The organism is Micromonospora sp. NPDC049230, assembly GCF_040647875.1.
In the GTDB taxonomy this organism is placed as follows: domain Bacteria; phylum Actinomycetota; class Actinomycetes; order Mycobacteriales; family Micromonosporaceae; genus Micromonospora.
In genome coordinates, this window is the sequence record NZ_JBEZCZ010000009.1 from 15,959 (window position 1) to 35,433 (window position 19,475).

At 72.4% G+C, this 19,475-nt stretch carries 20 protein-coding genes and 1 pseudogene; 10 read left to right on the forward strand and 11 right to left on the reverse strand.

Annotation, left to right across the window (positions count from 1 at the left end):
* The first annotated feature begins 8 nt into the window (after positions 1-8).
* Positions 9-3,041, forward strand: coding sequence for an ATP-binding cassette domain-containing protein (locus tag AB0A95_RS10760; protein WP_357555461.1), 3,033 nt, complete (start codon positions 9-11; stop codon positions 3,039-3,041).
* A 3-nt stretch (positions 3,042-3,044) separates the two neighbouring features.
* On the opposite strand, the gene AB0A95_RS10765 is transcribed toward AB0A95_RS10760, so the two are convergent.
* Positions 3,045-3,791 (reverse strand): MerR family transcriptional regulator, encoded by a 747-nt coding sequence (locus AB0A95_RS10765; protein ID WP_357555462.1) that lies wholly within the window; start codon positions 3,789-3,791, stop codon positions 3,045-3,047.
* A 357-nt stretch (positions 3,792-4,148) separates the two neighbouring features.
* Here AB0A95_RS10765 and AB0A95_RS10770 point away from each other — a divergent pair, with 357 nt between their 5' ends.
* The 5 genes from AB0A95_RS10770 (at position 4,149) to AB0A95_RS10790 (ending at position 9,735) form a co-directional block, all read left to right on the forward strand.
* Positions 4,149-4,511 carry a hypothetical protein gene (locus AB0A95_RS10770; RefSeq protein WP_357555463.1) on the forward strand — a complete coding sequence of 121 codons (363 nt, stop codon included), beginning with the start codon at positions 4,149-4,151 and terminating at the stop codon, positions 4,509-4,511.
* Positions 4,512-4,643: 132 nt separating this feature from the next.
* On the forward strand, positions 4,644-5,018 hold the full coding sequence (locus AB0A95_RS10775; RefSeq protein ID WP_357079234.1) for a class IIb bacteriocin, lactobin A/cerein 7B family: 375 nt from the start codon (positions 4,644-4,646) through the stop codon (positions 5,016-5,018).
* A 26-nt stretch (positions 5,019-5,044) separates the two neighbouring features.
* Complete coding sequence (locus AB0A95_RS10780; protein ID WP_357555464.1) at positions 5,045-6,211, forward strand: YcaO-like family protein; 1,167 nt, start codon at positions 5,045-5,047, stop codon at positions 6,209-6,211.
* Positions 6,204-7,601 (forward strand): TfuA-like protein, encoded by a 1,398-nt coding sequence (locus AB0A95_RS10785; RefSeq protein WP_357555465.1) that lies wholly within the window; start codon positions 6,204-6,206, stop codon positions 7,599-7,601. The genes AB0A95_RS10780 and AB0A95_RS10785 overlap by 8 nt, the downstream gene beginning before the upstream one ends.
* 10 nt (positions 7,602-7,611) lie before the next feature.
* A complete protein-coding gene (locus tag AB0A95_RS10790; protein ID WP_357555466.1) occupies positions 7,612-9,735 on the forward strand; it encodes a radical SAM protein in 2,124 nt (707 codons plus the stop codon).
* A 75-nt stretch (positions 9,736-9,810) separates the two neighbouring features.
* Here the strand turns inward: AB0A95_RS10790 and AB0A95_RS10795 are convergent, their stop codons facing one another.
* Positions 9,811-10,959, reverse strand: coding sequence for a PEP/pyruvate-binding domain-containing protein (locus tag AB0A95_RS10795; RefSeq protein WP_357555467.1), 1,149 nt, complete (start codon positions 10,957-10,959; stop codon positions 9,811-9,813).
* A gap of 112 nt (positions 10,960-11,071) precedes the next feature.
* Here AB0A95_RS10795 and AB0A95_RS10800 point away from each other — a divergent pair, with 112 nt between their 5' ends.
* On the forward strand, positions 11,072-11,716 hold the full coding sequence (locus tag AB0A95_RS10800) for a transcriptional regulator (protein ID WP_357555468.1): 645 nt from the start codon (positions 11,072-11,074) through the stop codon (positions 11,714-11,716).
* A gap of 9 nt (positions 11,717-11,725) precedes the next feature.
* The gene (locus AB0A95_RS10805) at positions 11,726-12,328 is read left to right on the forward strand and encodes a histidine phosphatase family protein (RefSeq protein WP_357555469.1); all 603 of its coding nucleotides are present in this window, start codon (positions 11,726-11,728) and stop codon (positions 12,326-12,328) included.
* A gap of 37 nt (positions 12,329-12,365) precedes the next feature.
* On the opposite strand, the gene AB0A95_RS10810 is transcribed toward AB0A95_RS10805, so the two are convergent.
* Positions 12,366-12,521 carry a hypothetical protein gene (locus AB0A95_RS10810; protein ID WP_357555470.1) on the reverse strand — a complete coding sequence of 52 codons (156 nt, stop codon included), beginning with the start codon at positions 12,519-12,521 and terminating at the stop codon, positions 12,366-12,368.
* A 284-nt stretch (positions 12,522-12,805) separates the two neighbouring features.
* Between AB0A95_RS10810 and AB0A95_RS10815 the strand changes: the two genes are divergently transcribed.
* Positions 12,806-13,363, forward strand: coding sequence for a MarR family transcriptional regulator (locus tag AB0A95_RS10815; protein WP_357555471.1), 558 nt, complete (start codon positions 12,806-12,808; stop codon positions 13,361-13,363).
* A complete protein-coding gene (locus tag AB0A95_RS10820) occupies positions 13,363-13,758 on the forward strand; it encodes a hypothetical protein (RefSeq protein WP_357555472.1) in 396 nt (131 codons plus the stop codon). The genes AB0A95_RS10815 and AB0A95_RS10820 overlap by 1 nt, the downstream gene beginning before the upstream one ends.
* Before the next feature lie 97 nt (positions 13,759-13,855).
* On the opposite strand, the pseudogene AB0A95_RS10825 reads toward AB0A95_RS10820, so the two are convergent.
* From AB0A95_RS10825 to AB0A95_RS10860, 8 genes and pseudogenes are all read right to left on the reverse strand, one after another.
* Positions 13,856-14,140: pseudogene (locus AB0A95_RS10825) on the reverse strand (Tn3 family transposase); the annotation flags it as partial.
* 80 nt (positions 14,141-14,220) lie between these two features.
* Positions 14,221-14,829: a DM13 domain-containing protein gene (locus AB0A95_RS10830; RefSeq protein ID WP_357555473.1), complete on the reverse strand. Its 609-nt coding sequence runs from the start codon at positions 14,827-14,829 to the stop codon at positions 14,221-14,223.
* Positions 14,830-14,936: 107 nt separating this feature from the next.
* Complete coding sequence (locus tag AB0A95_RS10835) at positions 14,937-15,779, reverse strand: S-methyl-5'-thioadenosine phosphorylase (RefSeq protein WP_357555474.1); 843 nt, start codon at positions 15,777-15,779, stop codon at positions 14,937-14,939.
* Positions 15,780-15,813: 34 nt separating this feature from the next.
* Complete coding sequence (locus tag AB0A95_RS10840) at positions 15,814-16,227, reverse strand: hypothetical protein (protein WP_357555475.1); 414 nt, start codon at positions 16,225-16,227, stop codon at positions 15,814-15,816.
* Positions 16,224-17,372, reverse strand: coding sequence for a molybdopterin-dependent oxidoreductase (locus tag AB0A95_RS10845; RefSeq protein ID WP_357555476.1), 1,149 nt, complete (start codon positions 17,370-17,372; stop codon positions 16,224-16,226). Before AB0A95_RS10845 ends, AB0A95_RS10840 begins: the two co-directional genes overlap by 4 nt.
* Complete coding sequence (locus AB0A95_RS10850; RefSeq protein ID WP_357555477.1) at positions 17,369-18,082, reverse strand: class I SAM-dependent methyltransferase; 714 nt, start codon at positions 18,080-18,082, stop codon at positions 17,369-17,371. Before AB0A95_RS10850 ends, AB0A95_RS10845 begins: the two co-directional genes overlap by 4 nt.
* Positions 18,079-18,759 (reverse strand): DUF2064 domain-containing protein, encoded by a 681-nt coding sequence (locus AB0A95_RS10855; protein ID WP_357555478.1) that lies wholly within the window; start codon positions 18,757-18,759, stop codon positions 18,079-18,081. Before AB0A95_RS10855 ends, AB0A95_RS10850 begins: the two co-directional genes overlap by 4 nt.
* Positions 18,756-19,433 (reverse strand): glycosyltransferase family 2 protein, encoded by a 678-nt coding sequence (locus AB0A95_RS10860; protein ID WP_357555479.1) that lies wholly within the window; start codon positions 19,431-19,433, stop codon positions 18,756-18,758. Before AB0A95_RS10860 ends, AB0A95_RS10855 begins: the two co-directional genes overlap by 4 nt.
* Positions 19,434-19,475 lie beyond the last annotated feature (42 nt).

Sequence of the window (19,475 nt, forward strand, 5' to 3'; positions counted from 1 at the left end):
AGACGCTGATGACTGGCGCGGTGCAGGACTTCCCGGCCGGCGGCCTGATCGGCTTCTGCGCGGACGGCGTACGCCAGGTCTGCCGCCTGGACGGCCCGGTGGCCGGTTGGCTGGTGACCGGGGGTGAGGCCGACCTGTTCGCGGTGCGCCGGGCCGGGATGAGCCCCTCGCGGCGGCATCATGTGGCCCGGCTCCCGGCCGGTGGTCTGGTGCCGACGTCCACCGCGATCGGCGCGTGGCAGTTGATCCTGGTGCCGCTGCCCGACACGGAGTTGCGCGGCCTGTCCCGGCGGCACCTGTCCCTGCTGGAGCGGCACGTCCGGCTCGGCCGGGCGCCGGAGGAGGGGGCGTCGCTGCGGGCCCGCACCGCCGCGACGGAGCTGGTCGCGGCGGTGGACCTGGTGCTTGTCACCATCGCCGACGCGCTGCGCCGCGGGCAGGCGCCCCGGGAGGCGTCCACCCTGTCCGGACGAGAGATCATCTCGTTGGCGCAGGGGAGCGCCCTCACCTCCACCGGCGGCGCCTGGTGGCTGCGCAGCGTCGGCGGGCAGCTACGCCGCAACGACGGTGGCCCGGCGGAGATGTCCGGGGAGCGGGAGCTGCTGCTCGTCGCCGAGCGGGACTGGGTGGTGGCCGAGTCGGCGTGCGCGGTGGAGAGCCACGGCAGTTGGGACCTGCTGGTCAACGGTCAGCTCCGATCGGCCGTCGACCAGCACGTGGCTCGGCTGTTGCGGATGGTGGAGACCCGGATCGAGGAGGCCGACGCCGCCCTGCTGAGTGCCGTGCGGCGCCGCCGGCAGACCGACGCGGCGGTGCTCGCCGCGGCGGCCCGCCGGTCGATCGGGGTGATCGGCGCCGGCGGTGCGGTGCCGGTTCCGGAGACCGAGGCCGGCTTCGACAGGTACGGGCGGGCGGCCTCGGTGCTCCGGGTGGTCACCGAGGGGATGGGCAGCCCGATCAACGAGCCGGCCGACCGCAGTCGCGCGCCGCTCGACGATCGGGCGGCGGTGCACGCGGTGACCCGGGCGTCCAGCCTGTTCCTGCGCGAGGTGCGGCTGCCGGAGCGCTGGTGGCGGCGGGACCTGGGGCCGCTGGTGGGGTGGCGGGCCGGTGCCGGCCCGGAGCACGCGGTGGCGGTGCCGCTGGTGTTCCGCCGTGGCCGCTACCACCACGTCGACCCGGACACCCGCGCGTACGGTCCGATCGACGCGACGGTGGCCGCGACGTTCGCCGCCGAGGCGACCGAGGTGCAGGCGCCGCTACCGCCGACCGCGCGGATGCGCCACCTGCTGCGGGCCGGGCTGGTCGGCGCGTCGCGCGACGTGCGGGGGCTGCTGTTCGCCGCCACCTGCGTGGCACTGCTGGGCCTGGGCGTGCCGCTGGCCACCGGCGAGGTGCTCGGCCAGTTGGCCCGGCAGGGCGAGGTGAACGGCCTGATCGGCTTCGTCGCGTTGATGCTCAGCGCGGCGGTGGTCGCGGGGCTGGTCGGCGTGGTGCAGAACCTGCGGCTGCTGCGCCTGGACGGCCGGTTGCAGTCCGGCGCGCAGATGGCGATCTGGGACCGACTCATGCGGCTGCCGGCCCGCTTCTTCACCGGTCGCAGCAGCGGTGAGATCGCCAACTCGATGCTGGGGATCTCGTTCGTCGGTGAGGCGTTGAGCGCGCTGCTGCCGCAACTCGTCTCGGCGGCGGCTACCGTCGCGGTGACCCTCGGCATGCTCCTCGTCGTCGAGCCCGTGCTGGGGCTGTGGGGAGCGGGGATCGTCGCCGTCACCATGCTGACCTTCGGCGCGTTCGCCGTCCTGATCGTCCGTCAGCAACGGTCCGCGCTGCCCGCCGAGCACCGGGCGGCGGCGCTGACCAACCAGCTGCTCGGCGGCATCGTGAAGATCAAACTGGCCGCCGCCGAGACCCGGGCCCACGCGCGCTGGTCGGAGGTGGCCGCGATGGCCCGCGCGTCGCTGCAACGGGTCCGGCAGAGTCAGGCGGGCCTCGTCGCCTTCGGCACGGTGCTGCCGGTCGCCGGTCAGCTCGTCCTGTTCGCCGTCCTGATGGGGCCGCTCGCCGGCCGGGTCGCGCCGGCCGACTTCTTCATCCTCAACGTCGGCTTCGCGATGCTGCTCGGCGCGCTGCTGGTGCTGGTGTCGGCCGGGGTCGAGGTGATCGCGGCGGTGCCCCGGCTGGGCAGCCTGCGGGAGATCCTGCGCGCCGACCCCGAGGCGCGGCCGGACCGGGTGGACCCTGGTGAGCTGCGCGGCGAGGTCGCGCTGCACCGGCTGACCTTCGCCTACCAGCCGGACGAGCCGCCGGTGCTCGTCGACATCGACCTGCACGTCCGCCCGGGTGAGTTCGTCGCCATCGTCGGACCGAGTGGCTGCGGAAAGTCCACACTGCTGCGGCTGCTGCTCGGCTTCGAACGCCAGCAACAGGGCGCGGTGCTCTACGACGGCCAGGACCTCTCCGAACTCGACGTCCACGCGGTCCGTCGGCAGTGCGGGGTGGTCCTCCAGGATGGCCAACTCTTCGCCGGCTCGGTACGCGACAACATCTGTGGCGCCGGCAGCTTCCCCCTCGACCAGGTCTGGGAGGCGGCGCGGATGGCCGGGCTCGCCGACGACCTGGAGGCGCTGCCGATGGGGATGAGCACGATGGTGCCGTTCGGCGGCGGCACGCTCTCCGTCGGGCAGCGCCAGCGGGTGCTGATCGCCCGCGCGTTGGCCCCCCTGCCCCGGATCATCTACCTCGACGAGGCGACGAGCGCTCTGGACAACCGGACCCAGGAGGTGGTCAGCCGCAGCACCGCGGCCCTGGCCGCCACCCGGGTGGTCATCGCCCACCGACTGTCCACGGTCCGTACGGCGGACACCATAGTGGTCCTCGACGCGGGGCGGATCGTCCAGCGGGGGACCTTCGACGAGTTGATGGGTGACCCGGACGGGCTGTTCCATCGGCTGGCGCGACGGCAACTGCTGACCGAGCCGGAACGGCCCGACGCCGTGGTGCCGAGCCGGCACGTGGACGGGCAGCCCGCGACGAGCTGACGGTCAGCCGTTGTCGATGACGGTGCTGTCCTCCAGGCACACGTCAGTGTCGAGGTGGTTCTCCAGCATCTCGGCGACGTGCGCCTCCGACTGGTTCTCCACGGCGAGCCGGAACGCCTCGGTGAGCACGTTGACCACGCCCTGGGTCAGCAGCAGGGTCTCCCTGTCGAGTTCGGCCCAGGACGACCGGGCGTCGCTGCGGACCAGCTCCGGCGCGAGGGTCAGCAGGCGGGCGGTGACGGCGGCCACCAACTCGTCGGCCACGGGTCGCAGGCTGTCCAGCACCTCGCTGAGGGTCTGTAGTGCCGGGACCGTGCCCACGCGCACCCGGTGCAGGTCCAGGGCGGCGCGCAGCGGTCGCGGCCGGACGGTGCGCACGGTGCCGTCGGTGGTCCGGCCGATCACGCCGTGCCGGGTCAGCGCATGGGCCAGGGCGGGACGGTCGGCGGTCAGGCGTTGCAACATCGCGGTCAGCCCGTCGGGCGCCTCGTCACTGGCCCGGACCCCCAGCATCGCCTCGATGGACACCAGGTTGAAGCCCTGCCGCTGAAGGGCGAGGATCGCGTCCAGCCGGCGGACGTGGGAGTCGTCGTAGAGGGCCGTCCGGCCGCGCCGGACCGGCGGGGGCAGCAGCCGCCGGGCCTGGTGGGCCCGGATGTTGCGGGGCGACATCCCCACCTTGCGGGCGAGTTCCTCCACGCTGTACCCGGCCGGGCCGCCGGTCGTCGTCGTCACCTGGTCGATGGTCACGGTCGCCTCCGGCAGCACTCGGTGACGGAACACGGCACCCCGTCGAACCGAGTCACCGCGGGGCACTCCGCCGATCGCAGCGTAGGTGCGGCAGCCGCGCGGGTGACAGGCGAGGAATTACTACTTGTCCACAGTGGTGACAATCATTAGAATCGCTCGCCGCCGCATGTCGCTGATTCCCAATTACCCGGCTTTCGCCGCAGCGCGACCTTTTCGCGGCCACATTCGATGAAATTCCCACTCCCTGCGCGGACCGGCTCCGCCGGTGGCCCACGATGAAGCGAAATCGGCGGCCCGGAGAACCTCCCGCGCTGCCTGTCGCCGCCGCCGGCGGTCGACCACCGAAGGGAGCAGGGTGTGACACCTGTCGATCGAGCGGTCTTCGTGGCCGCGTACAGCCGGCTTGTCGCCGACGTCTGGGCCGACCCGGTCAAGGAGCAGGCGCTCGACCGGGACCCGCGGGGCTTCCTCGCCGGCTACGGCCTGCACCTGTCCGAGGATGTGCAGGTCCGGGTGGTCCGCGACTTCGCCGACGCGGATCCGGACCTGGAGGTGCAGGTCGAGTCGTGGCAGCTGGCGGGGACCACCGGCACCTTCGTGCTGTTCGTGCCGTCGTTGCAGCCGGTGGCCCAGGCGGAACTGGCCGAGGACGAATTGGACAGCGTCGTCGCCGGCCTGGACCCCAGCTGCGCCTGCTGCTGCCCGTGCTGCTGCACCTGACACCGATGTCTGCCGCCCGCCGGTCGGCGCGGCAGATTCTGATGGCAGTCATTGATTGTCGAACCTCGATTTTCGTAACGTTCTCGCCACAGCGATAAACCGCCTCAGTGATCCCGAGGAAAGGACCGAACGATGAGCAACGACGACCAGGAATATGGCGCGAGGTTCGTGACGAAGTACTCGGAACTGGTCACCGCCGTGTGGCGCAGCGACGACGAACTACAGCGCCTGCTCGCCGACCCGACCGGCTACGCGACGGCCGCCGGCCTGCCGGTCGCCGCCGGTTCCCGGGTCGAGGTGGACCGCGCCCAGCCCGCCACGCTCTACACCAAGGACCAGATCGTCGCCGACTGGGCCGGCACGCCCGGCCTGCACGTGCTGCACGTGCCCGAGGTGCCGCTGGTCGACCTCAACGAGCTGACCGAGGCCGAGTTGGAGACGGTCGCCGGCGGTGTGGCACCGATCGCCGACAACAACGTCAACATCATCGCCGTCCTCATCCTCTGAGTTCCTGACCCCCGCCGGGAGCCTCAATGACTGACACGACCGAAAGCATCGCGTTCCGATCCGGCACCTACCGGACGGCCACCGTGGAGCAGACCTGGGCACGGATCGGTGGCATGCTCGACCGCTTCCGGATCACCCGGGTCGCCGACATCACCCGGCTCGACGAGATCGGCCTACCGGTGCACGTCGCCTACCGGCCGGTCGGAGCCACCATGGCGGTGAGCGTCGGCACCGGCGCCACGGCGACGCAGGCCCGGGTCAGCGCGGTCATGGAGAGCATCGAGTCCTGGCATGCCGAGAACCTCCGGCCGGGGACCGTCGTCCGGTCCCCGGCCGAGGCGCTCGACCTGCCGTACGACGTGCGGTGGCTGCACCTGGCGGAACGGTCACCCCTGACCCCCGCCGTCGAACTCGACTGGGTCGCCGGCCGTGGGCTGGTGACAGGTACGCGGTGCCTGGTGCCCCGCGCCACCATCGAACTCGACTTCACCATCCGGCGCGGCTGGGACCGCGCCCTGTTCACCCCCAGCAGCAACGGGCTGGCCACCGGGAACACCTTCGCCGAGGCCAGCCTGCACGCCCTGCTGGAGGTCGTCGAACGCGACTGCATCGCCCCGTACTGCACCTCGCCGTTGGCCGAGCGCACCTACGCCGACCCCGGCACCGCCACCAACGCGATGACCCGCACCGTGCACGAGGCGCTGCTGCGGGCCGGCTGCTGGGTGGAGGTCTGCGACATCACCAACGCCGTCGGCGTGCCGTGCTACGCCGCCTCGATCTGGTCGGAGGACCTGCCCGTCACCTTCGGCGGCTTCGGCTGCCACGTGGACCCGGAGATCGCCGTCGGTCGGGCCATGTCGGAGGCCGCGCAGTCGCGGCTGGTCATGGTCTCCGGCGCCCGGGACGACATCGACGCCACCGCCTACCACGACGTGGGCGGACCGCCGGTGCCGCCACCCACAGTCGACCGGCCCGTCCAGCCGATCCGCCGGGACCCGCCACCCGTGGGCGACGTGACCCAGGTGCTGCGCGAGCTGGCGTCGCGGGTGCAGAGGGTCACCGGCGTCGAACCGTTCAGCGTCGACCTGACACACGACGACATCGGTATTCCGGTGAGCAAGGTGTTCGCCCCCGGCCTGCGGATGTTCGACGAGCGGGCCCTGAGTATCCGACCGGGAGTACCCCGTGACTGACGTCGTCTTCATCGGTCCGAGCCTGCCGACCGACGAGGTCGGTCGGCTGCTGCCCGACGCGGTGCTGCTGCCACCCGTCGCGCACGGCGACCTGCTCCGCCTGGACGTCGGCCCCGGCGACCGGGTCCTCGTCATCGACGGGTTCTTCCTGCAACACCCGCCGGTGCGCCACCGGGAGATCCTCGACCTGCTCGACCGCGGCGTGACGGTGGCCGGCGCCGCCAGCATGGGCGCCCTGCGCGCCGCCGAGCTGTGGCCGTTCGGGATGCGTGGCGTGGGCGACGTGTTCCAGCTCTACCGCGACGGCGTCGTCACGGGCGACGACGAGGTGGCCGTCGTGCACGGGCCCGCCGAGGAGGGCCACCGCGCGATGAGCGTCCCGCTGGTGAACATCCGGATCGAGCTGCGTCGCGCCGTCGCGGCCGGCGTGCTCAGCGACGCCGAGGCGGTGCGACTGCTCGACATCGGCCGGGACCTGCCCTTCCGGCGGCGGTCGTACCGGGCGCTGGAGCGCAGCGCGCCACCCGAGGCGGCGGCGGTGCTGGACCGGTTCCTGACGTGGCGCCGGCGGGACCCCGGCGACGCCAAGGGCGCCGACGCGCGACTGCTGCTGTCGATGGCCGCCGACAACGCGCCCGAGCTGTGCCCGGCGCACGCCGACGACCAGCCGATCGACAACCTGCACACCCGCTTCCTGGACACCTGGCAGTCGCGGTTCGCCGGAGGATCGGTCGGCGGGCACTGGGTCAGCGACCGGGAGGCCGCCGCGGTGCTGATGCTGTTGCACCCCGAGTCGCCCGCCTGGCACCGGCGGGGAGTGCTGGCCGGGCTCGCCGCCGTCGACATCGCCGACCCCATGGTCGAGGACCACGCCCGCGAGGTGGCCCGCCAGCGAGGGCTCTCCGCCGCGCCGCCGACCGGGTGGGACTGGCTGACCGACTCCGAACGGGGTCTCGACGAGCACGAGGCCGTGCTGCGGGTGCTGGTGCGGGCGTTCGGCACCACGCCGTACCGCAGCCTGGCGCTGTGGATGGTCGCGGCGCCGCTGCGTACCCCCGCGCTGCTCGCCGCGGCGCGACAGGTCGCGGCGACCGCGGCGTCGCTGAACGACACGCTCGTTCCGCGGACGACGGGGCACCGCCGCCCGGGTGGTCGGCTGCACTTCCGCACCGAGGTCGTCGACACGTACTTCGCGAGGCTGTGGGGCTGTGCCGTCGACGAACTGGAAGCGGCGGCGTGGGACCGGGGCTTCGTCGACCTGGCGGCGTTCCGCTACGCGGCCGAACCACTCGTCGCGTACGTCAAGGCGTTCGGTGCCCCGCGACTGCCGGCGGTGGCCACCCGTGCGCAGGAGGACACCCTGGCCGGTTCCGCGGCCCGGATCGGTTGAGGAGGCGTCGATGAGCGGCACAGTGAAGGCGGCACTGATCTACCCCCCGCTGACCGATCCCACCTCGGGATACCACTCCCTGAACTACCTCGACTCGTACGCCCGGGCACAGGGGCACCGACCGGCGGAGATCATCGACGCCAACATCGAGGCGTTCCACCACTCGTACACCCCGTCGGCGTACGAGTGGCTGCGGCGGGAGTTGTCCCGGCTGTCGACCGACGACCTCAGCGGCCCGGACGCGCTGATGGCCCGGGCGAACCAGCTCGGCCTGCCCGACCCCGACCCGGAGCGGCTGCGCCGGTCGATCGGGGTGCTGCAGGACCCGAGCCTGTTCTACGACTACCGGCACTACCAGGATGCCGTCGACGGCGTGATCTCCTGGATGGACGCGCTCGGCGCTGTCGGGTTCCCCGGGCAGTTCCACGCCGGCTTCCGGCTGCACCCGCCGCCGATGATCTCGATCGGCTCGGTGGCCGCGCTGACCGACGAGGCGCTGCTGGCCCGGCTCAACCGGCCCTTCCTGCCGTACTACGAGGACGTGCTGATCCCCCGGCTGGTCGCCGGTGGAAACCAGGTGATCGGCATCAGCGTCACCTACCAGTGGCAGCTGCCGTTCGCGCTCTGGATCGCCCGTCTCGTGCGGCGGGCCTGCCCGGACGTCTTCCTCATCGCGGGTGGCACCGAGATCTCCGACGTCTGGAAGTGCGCCAGCAAACCCGAGTACGTCTTCCAGGTGCTCGCCGACTTCGACGCGATAGTGGTCGGCGAGGGGGAGAGCGCGTACACGGAGATCCTGGACGCGGTGCAGACCGGCACCCTGCCGGCCGGGCACCCCAACGTCCGGCTGCACCCGAAGTACGGCCGCCAGCGGCAACTGCCCCTGCGCTACGAACGACTGGCGCAGATACCGGTGCCGGACTTCTCCGGCCTGCCCTGGGACCTCTATCTCAGCCCGGAGCGGTTCGTCTACTACTCGCCGACCCGGGGCTGCTACTGGAACAAGTGCACGTTCTGCGACTACGGCCTGAACACCGACGGCCCGACCAGCCCGTGGCGGCAGGACACGGTGGACACCATGATCGCGGACGTCACCGAGTTGTCGAAGTTCGCCAAGTTCATCTACTTCTCGGTCGACGTGCTCGCTCCCGCGACGATCCTGCGCTTCGCCGAGAAGGTCGTCGAGCGTGGTCTGGACTTCCGCTGGGGTGCCGAGATCCGGCTGGAGAAGTACTGGTCGGACGAGCGCTGCGAGCTGCTGCGGCGCAGCGGCTGCGTGGCCATCTCGGTCGGTTTCGAGTCCGGTAACCAGCGCGTCCTCGACCTGATCGACAAGGGCACGAAGCCGGAGCAGGCGCGGCGCACCATGATGGCGATGACCAAGGCCAACATCGGTGTGCAGATGATGGGCTTCACCGGGTTCCCCACCGAGACCCGCGAGGAGGCGCTGGACAGCGTCAACTTCCTGCGGGACAACCCGGACCTGTGGACCCTCGGCGGGCTCGGTGACTTCATGCTGACCCCGGGCGCGATCGTCGCCAAGGAGCCGGACCGGTTCGGCATCACCAACGTGCGGCCGGTGGAGGGCTCGGACATCGTCCGGATGCTCAAGTTCGACGAGCCGGTCACCGAGGCGGCGCAGGCCGAGGTCGCGCAGGCCAAGGCCGGTCTCAACCCCGGGCACTACCACCGGCCGTGGCTGGGTGCCACCGACACCCCGCACACGTTCTTCTACCACGACCGCTACGGCACCGCGGTGCGTGGCGTCCTCGCCCACGACCGGGTACGCCACGACACCGACGACCAGACCGAGTTCCTCGCCAACGGCTCGTTCGTGGACCGCGACGACGAGCAGGTCTGGGAGGCGTACCGGCGGATCCGCTCCGACGAGCAGGAAGGCGTCCCCGGCGACCTGCCGGCGAACCGGCACCTGTTCCGCCGCGTCGACGGTCAGGTGTTCGCCCTCAACCGCAGCAGCCGGCTGTTCCTGGATCTCTTCAGCGCGCCGCTCACCCTCGCCGAGGCACAGCGCCGGCTCTGGATCGTCGAACCGACGGTCGCCGACCGGGTCTGGCGGACCTTCATCGGGCAGCGGCTGATCCGCCGGCACCGGCTTCCGGCCCCGGCCGAGTGACAGCGCCGTAACCGCCGGCCGCCGCGGCACGGCCGGCGGTGACAGCGGCCGGCCGGGTGCCGGTCGTCCCCGAGGTCAGGGACCGAGGAGTACGACCCGGCCGGTGTTCCCGTCCACCTCGACCGTTGCGCCGTCGGGCAGGGTCGTCGCGTCCGGGACGGCCAGGACGGCCGGCAGGCCCAGCTCGCGGGCGACGATCGCGGCGTGCGACAGGAGGCCGCCGGTCTCGGTGACGACAGCCGCGACCACGCCGAACAGTGGGGTCCAGGCCGGATCCGTGGTGCGGCACACGAGGACGTCACCGGGCCGGACCCGGGCGAAGTCGGTGGGACCGCGCACCACCCGCGCCGGTCCGGTGGCGAGACCGGGGCTCGCGGGCGTGCCGGTGCGGGTCGCGCTCTCGTCGCCGCCGGCCGCATTCTCGTCGCCGCCGGTCGTGGGCGCGACGGGGAGGGCGCTGGTCACCGGGCGCGACTGGAGGAGCCAGATCCGGGAGTCGGCGATCGCCCACTCGACGTCCTGCGGGCCGCCCAGCAGGTCGGCCGTCCGGCGACCGAGTTGGGCGAGTCGGGTGACCTCGTCGTCGGTGAGGCAGAGCCGATCCCGGTCGGCACGCTCCACCTCGCTGGTGACAGTGCGGTCGACCCGGGTCCTCTTCGTGCCGAGCGACCGCCGGGTGATGGTGCCGTCGGAGACCGTCCAGGAGTCCGGGGTGACGTGGCCGCCGACGACGCTCTCACCCAACCCCCAGGACGCCTCGATCCGGATGTCGTCGCCGGTGAACAGCACCCCGGCGACGTCCGCGTCCACCAGACGCTGCACCAGCACGGCGATCGACGGCGACTGTTCGTCGCCCTGCCGACGTCGGTATTCCACGGCGCGCTCGGACCACACCGACGACCAGCACCCGCGGACGGCGTCCGCCACCTGATCGATGCCACGCACGCCCAGGAAGGTGTCGTGCTGCCCCGCCGCGGTGGCTTGGGCGGTGTCCTCGCTCGTCGCCGACGACCGCACGGCGAGGTGGCCGTCGCCGAGCCGGGGCAGCGCCCGGGCGATCTCGTCGACCAGCTCGGCGGACAGGCCGCCGTCCGCCTGCGCGTGGGCGGCGGTCGGCACCACGAAACCGGGTGGGACCGGCAGGCCCGCTCGGATCAGCCGGGCGAGCGTGGCGGCCTTGCCGCCGCACGTCGCGGGGTCGGCGTCGGTCAGGTCGATCAGCAATGGGCCTCCTCCAGCTCCCGGGAGCCTATCCGGAACCGAAGGCGAGATTTCCCACGCGCACCGGGCCTGCGCCGCGTTGACGCCCGGTGGGGGAGTCGGGATGCTGATCACCATGACGCATGCCTCAGCACCGGACCTGTCGGTTCTGCACGCCGTGCGGGTCGCCGGGGTGGCCGACGACGCGGCCGTCTCCGACCGCACCGGCGTCGACCTGGAGACGGCCGCCGAGCTGCTGTTGGACTTCGAGGCGTACGGGTGGGTGACACACGTCGAGTTCGCCGGCACCGGCGGGTGGACGCTCACCGAGCGCGGCCGTGCGCAGGACTCCCGCAAGCTCGGCGAGGAGGTGGACCAGACCGGGGCGCGGGCCGCCGTCGAGCAGGCTCACAGGGAGTTCGAGATTCTCAACGGACGACTGGTCCGGGCCTGCACCGACTGGCAGCTGCGGCCCGTCGAGGGTGACCGGTTGACGTCCAACGACCACACCGACCCACAGTGGGACGGTCGGGTGCTGGACGAGCTGACCGCGATCGGCGCGGAGCTGACCGGGCTGATCGGCGCTCTCGTCAACGTGCTGGCCCGCTTCGACGGCTACGCCGAGCGGTTCGACGCGGCGCTGACACGTGCCCGCGCCGGGGACGGGCGGTGGGTGACCGGGGTCGGTGTCGCGTCGTGCCACGCCGTGTGGATGGAGCTGCACGAGGACCTGTTGTCGACGCTCGGAATCGCGCGTGGCGTCGAGCCGGAGAACCGGTAGGTTCGCGCCGTGGCCACCCGACACCTCTACCTGGCGCGACACGGCGCGGCGGACGCCTTCGGCGACCTCACCGATGTGGGTTACCAGCAGGCCGACCTGCTCGGCCGACGGCTCGCCGGGCTGCCGATCGACGCGGTGTGGCACTCGATGCTGCCGCGTGCCGCCGCGAGCGCCCGCGAGATCGCCAAGCACCTGCCGGACGTGCCGGTCGCCGAGGCCGCCGAACTCATCGACCACGTGCCGTACGTGCCGACGCCGGACGAGATGCCCCGCTCCTGGGCCGGCTTCTTCGACGGTTACGACGAGGCCGAGGCGGCGGCCGGCAGACGCACCGCGGATGCCCTGGTGGCGCGGTTCACCACGGCACCGGAGCGCACCGGGCCCGACTCGCACGAGGTGCTTGTCACGCACGCGTACCCGATCGCGTGGCTGGTGCGGCACGCGCTGGGTGCCCCGCCCACCAGGTGGCTCGGCCTGGACAGCGCGAACACGGGTCTCACCGTGCTCGAATACCGGGCCGGCCTGTCGCCCACCCTTGTCATGTTCAACGACCAGAGCCACCTGTCGGGTGACCTGCGCTGGACGGGGTTCCGCGGGGCCCCCCGCCCGTGAGGGCCGCGCCGCCGACGTTGGCGATTGTGCAGCTCGATCAATTGCCCGCCACCTCGGGCACGGTGGCCCACAGCCCGGCAAGCTGAACGAAGATCTCTCGCCGCGCCGCGCCGCGCCGGTCCAACTCATAGCCGCTCAGCCAGACCCGGCCATGGCTGATGAGCCGATCCTCCACCGCCGTCAGCCGGAACACCAGGCCGCGCTCCCTGGCGAACTGCACAGACGCGCGCCGGCCGATCTTGAACCCCTGCCCCGGCTCCAGGGCCAGCCGCGCCCGGCAGCACCGTGCCACGCCTGTAGGCCCACCCGCAGTTTTCGACGCAAGATCAACGATTAGGCTGGTCAGGTGGGTTGGTCGGCGGGCCGCCGCGGATTCTTCCCGCCCTCGTAGCTTCAGCCGGCGCCAACGTGCCGACGTGCCACCGATGAGAATGCGGATGACAGATAGGGAAGTACGTACTAAAGTACTGCTTCACTATGAAGGATGTAGACGACAGTGGTGAGGGGCTCACCCGAGGTCCGGACAACCTGCTGTTCGACCCACGGATCCGGGCGGCGCTGGCGCGGTTCACGCGCGGCGATGACACCGGGGCGCTGGAAACCGCCGCCGCCCTCCGTGCCGCCGCCCGCGGCCTCGAACGGCTACAGTCGCGGGCAACGGGCAACCGTGGGCTGAGTCCGGGCGCGCTGGACATTCTGATCCGCCTCAGCGAGAACGAGGACGGCATCAGCATCAAGGACCTGGCTCGCTCCACAGGGGTGAGTTCCAGGAACGTGACCGGCCTGGTGGACACGCTGGAAGCCGGCGGGTTGGCCGCACGGATCCCTGCCCCGCACGACCGGCGGTCCGTGTTCGTCCGGATCGCACCCTCGGGAATGGCCTGGCTCGACGAGTTCCGCCAGCCCACCCAGGCCGCCATGGCGGCCCTCTTCCGAGGATTCACCCCCGCCGAGACGACGCTGCTGCGACACCTCTGCCTTCGCGTCACGGAAAACCAGCAGCAACTGACCCGCTATCTGGAGGAACAAACCTGATGACCAGCGCGACCGCTCGCACCCGGCAAACCGTCCAGGCGTACCACCAGGCGAGGTTCGGCGGGGACGTAGCCGCCGCAGCCGCCCAGCTCGCCGGCACGTTCACGTTCCAGAGCCCGCTGATCAGGTCCGACGATGCCACTGGCCACCTGGCCGGGCTCCCCGGGTTCCTCCAGGTGGTCACCGGCATCGACATGATTAGCGAGCTGTACGGCGAGTCCGAGGCCACTCTCGTCTACGACGTGCACACTGCCACTCCGGTCGGCACCCAACGCACCGCCGAACACTTCCGGCTGCGGGACGACCGGATCGAATCGATTGCGCTGATCTTCGATGCCACACGCTGGCACGCGATCATGGCTGCGGCCGGCCAAACCGAGCCTGCTTCCGATTGACCAAGCCACATACCGCGCCGGCAGGCCACCGGCCCGGCTGGCACGCCCCGGCCGCGCCGGATATGCGGAGGCCGAAGTCTTCCGGCCCGGATCGCACCCGCGCCGTGATGGACTTGCCCTTGGTCGGGAACCTCTGCCCATCCGAGCTGGACAATGTGCCCGGTCCGAACGCTCTCGTCAGCGGCAGCCGGTGGTGGTAGTTCACGATCGCCGCGTTCGACGCCTCCAGGGTCTCCGGCCGGAAGTACCACTCGGCCGTCCAGGCGAGCACGTCATACGAGACACCGCACGACTCGGCCAGCGCGGTCAGCCCCATGTTCGTGGCCTCAGCGATGATCACGTAGATCAGGTTGCGTCTCAGCTCCGCCGGCCGGTTCACCTTAAAGCGAATAGGTGCGGGGTGGTGCTGCGGCCTGGAGTCGGGCTGTGGAGCTGCCCATGGATGGGGTGGGGTGGACCGGGTCAGGTGGTCTTGAGGTCGGCCGCGCCGAAGGAGACCGAGAATCGCTTGCACCAGATGGAGACGCTCCGGAAGTCGCCGGGGTCCACCGAGGCCGGTAGGTCGTACACCTGGTTGCCCTTGTTGCCCTTGAGGCGTGCCAGCTCGACCCACTCGCCGTCGTCGAACACGCGCCAGCCGGCAGTGCCCCGGATGACCGGTTGGTCGGTCAGCCACACCCGCAGATCCGGCCCGTTCGACGTCTTCAGGTCGCGCAGGACGAGCCGGTGGCGCCCGTTGGCGAGCCGGTGGATCTCGGCACTGCCGGTCGTCTGGTGCTCGTGGGTGACGAACGTCCCGGCGGCCAGGATCTCGTTAGCCGGTGCGGCCTTCGACGCCGGGGCCGGGGTCGCGGGGGCCAGGGTCGGGACGGTCGGGGTCGCGGGGGCAGGGGTCGCGGAGGTCGGCGCGGGGACGGCCGACGTCGTCCCCGCGCCCGGGATCGCCTCGTCGACGTAGGTGTCGGTGAACAGCTTCCACGGCTGAAACCAGAAGAGGGCCAGGGCCGCCACGACGACGGCGGAGACGAGAGCGGCCCAGGTTACCGGCGACCGGAAGATCGGTTTTCCCACCACCGCAGCGTACGGCCGCGGCAGCCGTCGATCCGGTCGCGAACCCTTTCGGAACCCTTACGACGGCCGCCGTCGGCGCGGCCCTGTCGCCGCCCCCGCCCCGGACGTCAGGGCAGCGTGATGCCGGTGTCCGTGCCGAACAGAGCCTTGCCGCACGGGCAGCCCGCCTGGTCCGGTGGCAGCGCCCGGACCGTGTCGCCGAGCAGGAGACGCAGGCGGTCGATGCTTCGGGCGAAGACCGTGAACACCTCCTGCTGGGTCACGCCGTGCCCGACCTCGACGCCCGAGTCGAGGTCGGTCACCAGCGACAGGGCGGTGTAACACAGTGCCAGTTCGCGGGCCAGCACCGCCTCGGGGTGGCCGGTCATGCCGACGACCGACCAGCCCGCCTGGCCGTACCAGCGTGATTCGGCACGGGTGGAGAAGCGGGGGCCCTCGATGACGACCATGGTGCCGCCGTCGACAGGTCGCCAGTCGGCGGCGCGGGCGGCGTCGAGGACCGTGGCGCGTCCGACCGGACAGTAGGGGTCGGCGAACGGCACGTGGACCACCCCGGGGAGTTGCCCGTCCGCGCGTCGCCGTCCGTCGTAGTAGGTCTGCTCGCGGCCGTTGGTCCGGTCGACAAGTTGGTCCGGTACGACGAGAGTGCCGGGGCCCAGATCCGGTCGCAGCCCGCCCACCGCGCCTGGCGCGAGCACCTGACGGACCCCCGCGGCCCGCAGCGCCCACAGGTTGGCCCGGTAGTTGATGCGGTGCGGGGGGAGGGTGTGTCGACGTCCGTGCCGGGGCAGGAACACCACCGGCCGCCCGGCGACGTTCCCGACCGACAGCGAGTCGCTCGGCGGCCCGTACGGTGTGTCGACAGCGACCTCGGTGACGTCGTCGAGGAACTCGTAGAAACCGGACCCGCCGATCACGCCGATCGGCGGGCGGGCGTTACCTTCTGACATGTGTGCGTTCTCCTCGGAGACGGGTGCTGTCGACTCAGGAACGGTCCGCGCCGCGCCGGCCGACGACTGTGGCGACGACAAGCGCGAGCACGACGACGGCCCAGACGGCGACCAGACCGACAGTGAGCCCCAACGGGTAGTCGCGGTCCGGTAGGCCGGGGTTCGGAGGCGCCGAGGCCGGTCGCCACAGCAGTGGCACCGCGAGCAGCAGCAACGTGGCGCTGGCCAGCAGACCGGCGGTGATCCAGGCCAGGCGTCGCCGGTCGGGCACCAGCCGGCCCAGCGCCAACCCGACCAGCCCGACCAGCGGTGCCACCAGGAGGTCGTGCAGCACCGGGCCGCCGAGAAGCCAGGGCAGGGCGGTGTCGAGCTGGGGCAGGAGCAGCCAACCGCCGTACGCCGCCGCGGCGGCACCGAGCACGAGCAGGAGCAGCCGGACGGTTCTCACCGCAGCACCTCCAGCCGGGCCACCCACTTGGTCTGGAGGACGCCCGGCCGGCTCGGGGCGATGAGGCGGCAGGGGTAACCGTGGTCCGGGGACAGTTCCTCGCTGTTGATCCGCAGCGCCAGCAGGGTCAGCGGGTCGCGGGCGTGGGCGGCGGGGAGTGTGCTCGCCGCGTACAGGCCGTCGGTCTCCAGTGAGGTGACGCGAACCGGTCGGCCGGTCGGTGCGCCGGCGTGGCGCAGCAACTGGACGACGGGCACGCCGGTCCAGTGGGCGGAGAAGCTCCAGCCCTCGACGCAGGCGATCGGCAGTTCCGCCGTACGCTGCGGCAGGGCCGCCAGGTCGGCCAGGGACAGCGCGTACCGGCCGCCCGGCCAGACGATCTCCAGCCGCCAGTCTGGTGGGACGGCGATGTGCGCGGCGGCGGCCGTCCGGTTGACCGGCACGCCCTGCGGGCCGGACGCGGACCGCCACGCCAGCGGGGACACCCGCCGCAGCCACGGCACTGTGACCCCGGCGGTGGCCAGCACGGCGATGCCGGCGACACCCGCCGAGGTACGCAGGAACGCGCGCCGTCCGGACGCGTCCCGGTCGTCCCGCCCACCGGCGCCGGCCCGCAGCGGTGTGCCCAGCGCCGTGCGGACGACCGGGAGCTTCACCGCGACGTGCAGCAGCAACGCGCCCACCACCAGCCAGGCGACCGCGTAGTGCGCCGCCGGGAAGAAGAACCCCCACGGGTACGACTGGGCGGCGTTGAACAGGCCGGTGACCAGTTCGAAGAACGCGGCGCAGACCAGGAGGAGGATGGAGATCCGTTCGAGGGCGTGCACGGACAGCCGGATCGGCCGGCGCAGGGGCGGACGGACGAACAGCCGGGGATAGACGCTCCACAGTTTGGCCAGCAGCAACGGGATCGCCGCGACGCCGGCGAGCACGTGGACGCCCTGGGTGACCCGGTAGAGGTTGACCGGTCGGGTCGGCCAGGTGAACCAGCCCGGCGGGTGCTGGATGTAGTGGCTGAGCAGACCGGTGACGAAGCACAGCGCGAACGCCACCCCGAGCCAGCGGCCGAGCCGGGCGGCGACGAGCGGCGAGTGCGTCGGCGCGGTGAAGTCCTCGGGGACGGGGACGCGGGGCCGGCGGATCACGAGCGCACCAACTCGGCGAACCAGCGTGAACCGAACCGCAACGTGTCGGCGACCCGCAGACCGGCGGCGGCGGCGGTGGCGGTCACCGCCTCGGCCCCGACCCGCGCCCAGCGAAACGGCGGTCCCTGCCGTTCCCCCTGGCCGGACGACCCGGACAGGACGTACGCCTGCCCCTGCCAGAGCCCGGCGCCCGGAGGCTCCACCTCGACCACCAGGGTGCCGTCGGCCGCGATCAGGGTGCCGCACCGGCGCAGCAGCCGGACCGGGTCGCCGCCGATGCCGATGTTGCCGTCGACCAGCAGGGCGTGTGCCCACCTCCCCTCGCCGGGCAGTGGTTCGAAGACGTCGCGGCGCAGGGCCACCACACCCCGGCCCTGGGTCAGCCGTACCGCCTCGGCGGAGATGTCCACCCCCAACGCGACGAGGCCACGCTGGGCCAGCGCCACGGTGAGGCGGCCGGGGCCGCAACCGAGGTCGATCGTGGGTCCGTCGCAGCGCGCGGCGACGGACTCGATCACCGGTTCGGGCGGGCCGTGCCAGCGCCGTACCGGCAGCAGGTCACGCCGCCCGTCGCCGTGCACCAACCAGTGGTTGGGCTGGGCCGGAGGCAGCGGTGCGACAGACGTACCGGAGGTGTCCTGGTCGGCCGGCCGCCGGTCGAGTCCGCCCAGCACCACGGCGAAACCGTCGAGACTTATCGTCGAGGTCACCGGGGCTGCCCGTTCACCAGTTGGCCACCCACCGACGCGACGGCAGCCGCGAACCGGGTGCCGGGCAGGTCCGCCGCGACCGCCGTCGCGGCGGTCCAGTCGTCGACGTCCCGCTGCACCGGCAGGGTCGCCGGGCGGATGCCGCGCCCGTGCAGGGCGGCGAGGGTACGGCGACCGGTGTCGTCCGTCGACATGGGAACGTCGCGCAACGCGTCGGCGTACGCCGGGTCGCGTAACCCGAGTGCCCACCAGCCGCCGTCGAGCGCCGGCCCGAGCACCGCCGGGTGTTCGGCGAGCAGGTCCAGGGCGGTGGTGAGCAGCGCCGGCCGGATCTGCGGCGTGTCCATGCCGATCTGGAGCACCGGTCGGCCGGGGAAGGCCGCGCCGGCGTCGGCGTGCGCGTTCGCGAGCCGGTCGGCGAACGTGTCGCCGCGCTGGGCGAGCAGGTGCCACCCCGCCAGCTCGGCGGTCAGCTCGGCGGCGTACTCGGCGTCGGCGAACCGGCCGGTGTGGGCCAGCACGGGAATCGTCGACGCGGTGGCGCGTACCGCCGCGAGGGTGTCCAACAGCGCCGCCGCCGCGATCCGGGCCGCCTGCCGGGGGTTGGCCGGAGGGCAGAGGCGTGTCTTGGCCAGCCCCGCGACCGGCGCCTTCGCGACCAGGAGCAGGACGTTCACCGGCCACCGCCGACGCCGGCGCGCAGCACTCCGGCGAAGTCCCGGGTCGCCCGCACCGTGCCCCGGACCGACCCGGAGACCTTCGACGTGGTGCCGGCGGCCCGGGGCGCGTACGCGACGTCCAGTTCGACGATCCGCCAGCCCGCCTCGGCCGCGCGGAGCAGCAACTCCAGGGGGTAGCCGAACGCGCGGTCCTGGACGCCGAGGCCCAGCAGCGCCGCGTGCCGGGCCACCCGGATGGGGCTGATGTCGTACACCGGCACACCACGACGACGCAGCAGCGCGGCGACGAGCGCGTTCCCGGCACGGGCATGCCACGGCCACGCCTCCGCCGACACCGGTCGACGCCGTCCGACGGCGAGATCCGCCCCACCGTCGAGCAGCGCCGCGACGAGCCTGGGCAACTCGCCCGGATCGAACGAGCCGTCCGCGTCGAGGACGCAGACCAGCTCCGCGTCCGCCGCCAGCAGGCCGGTGTGTACGGCCGCGCCGTACCCGCGCTTCGGCTCGTGGACGACCCGGGCCCCGTACTCGGCCGCGACGGCCGGCGAACCGTCGGTGGAGCCGTTGTCGACCACGATGGCGCGGTAGCCGGGCGGCAGCCCGCTCAGTACGGCAGGCAGTGCGGCCGCCTCGTCCAGACACGGCAACACCACGTCGATCGTTGTGTGCATACCGGCGACGCTAGGCCCGCCACCGGGCGTCCGGACCGCTGT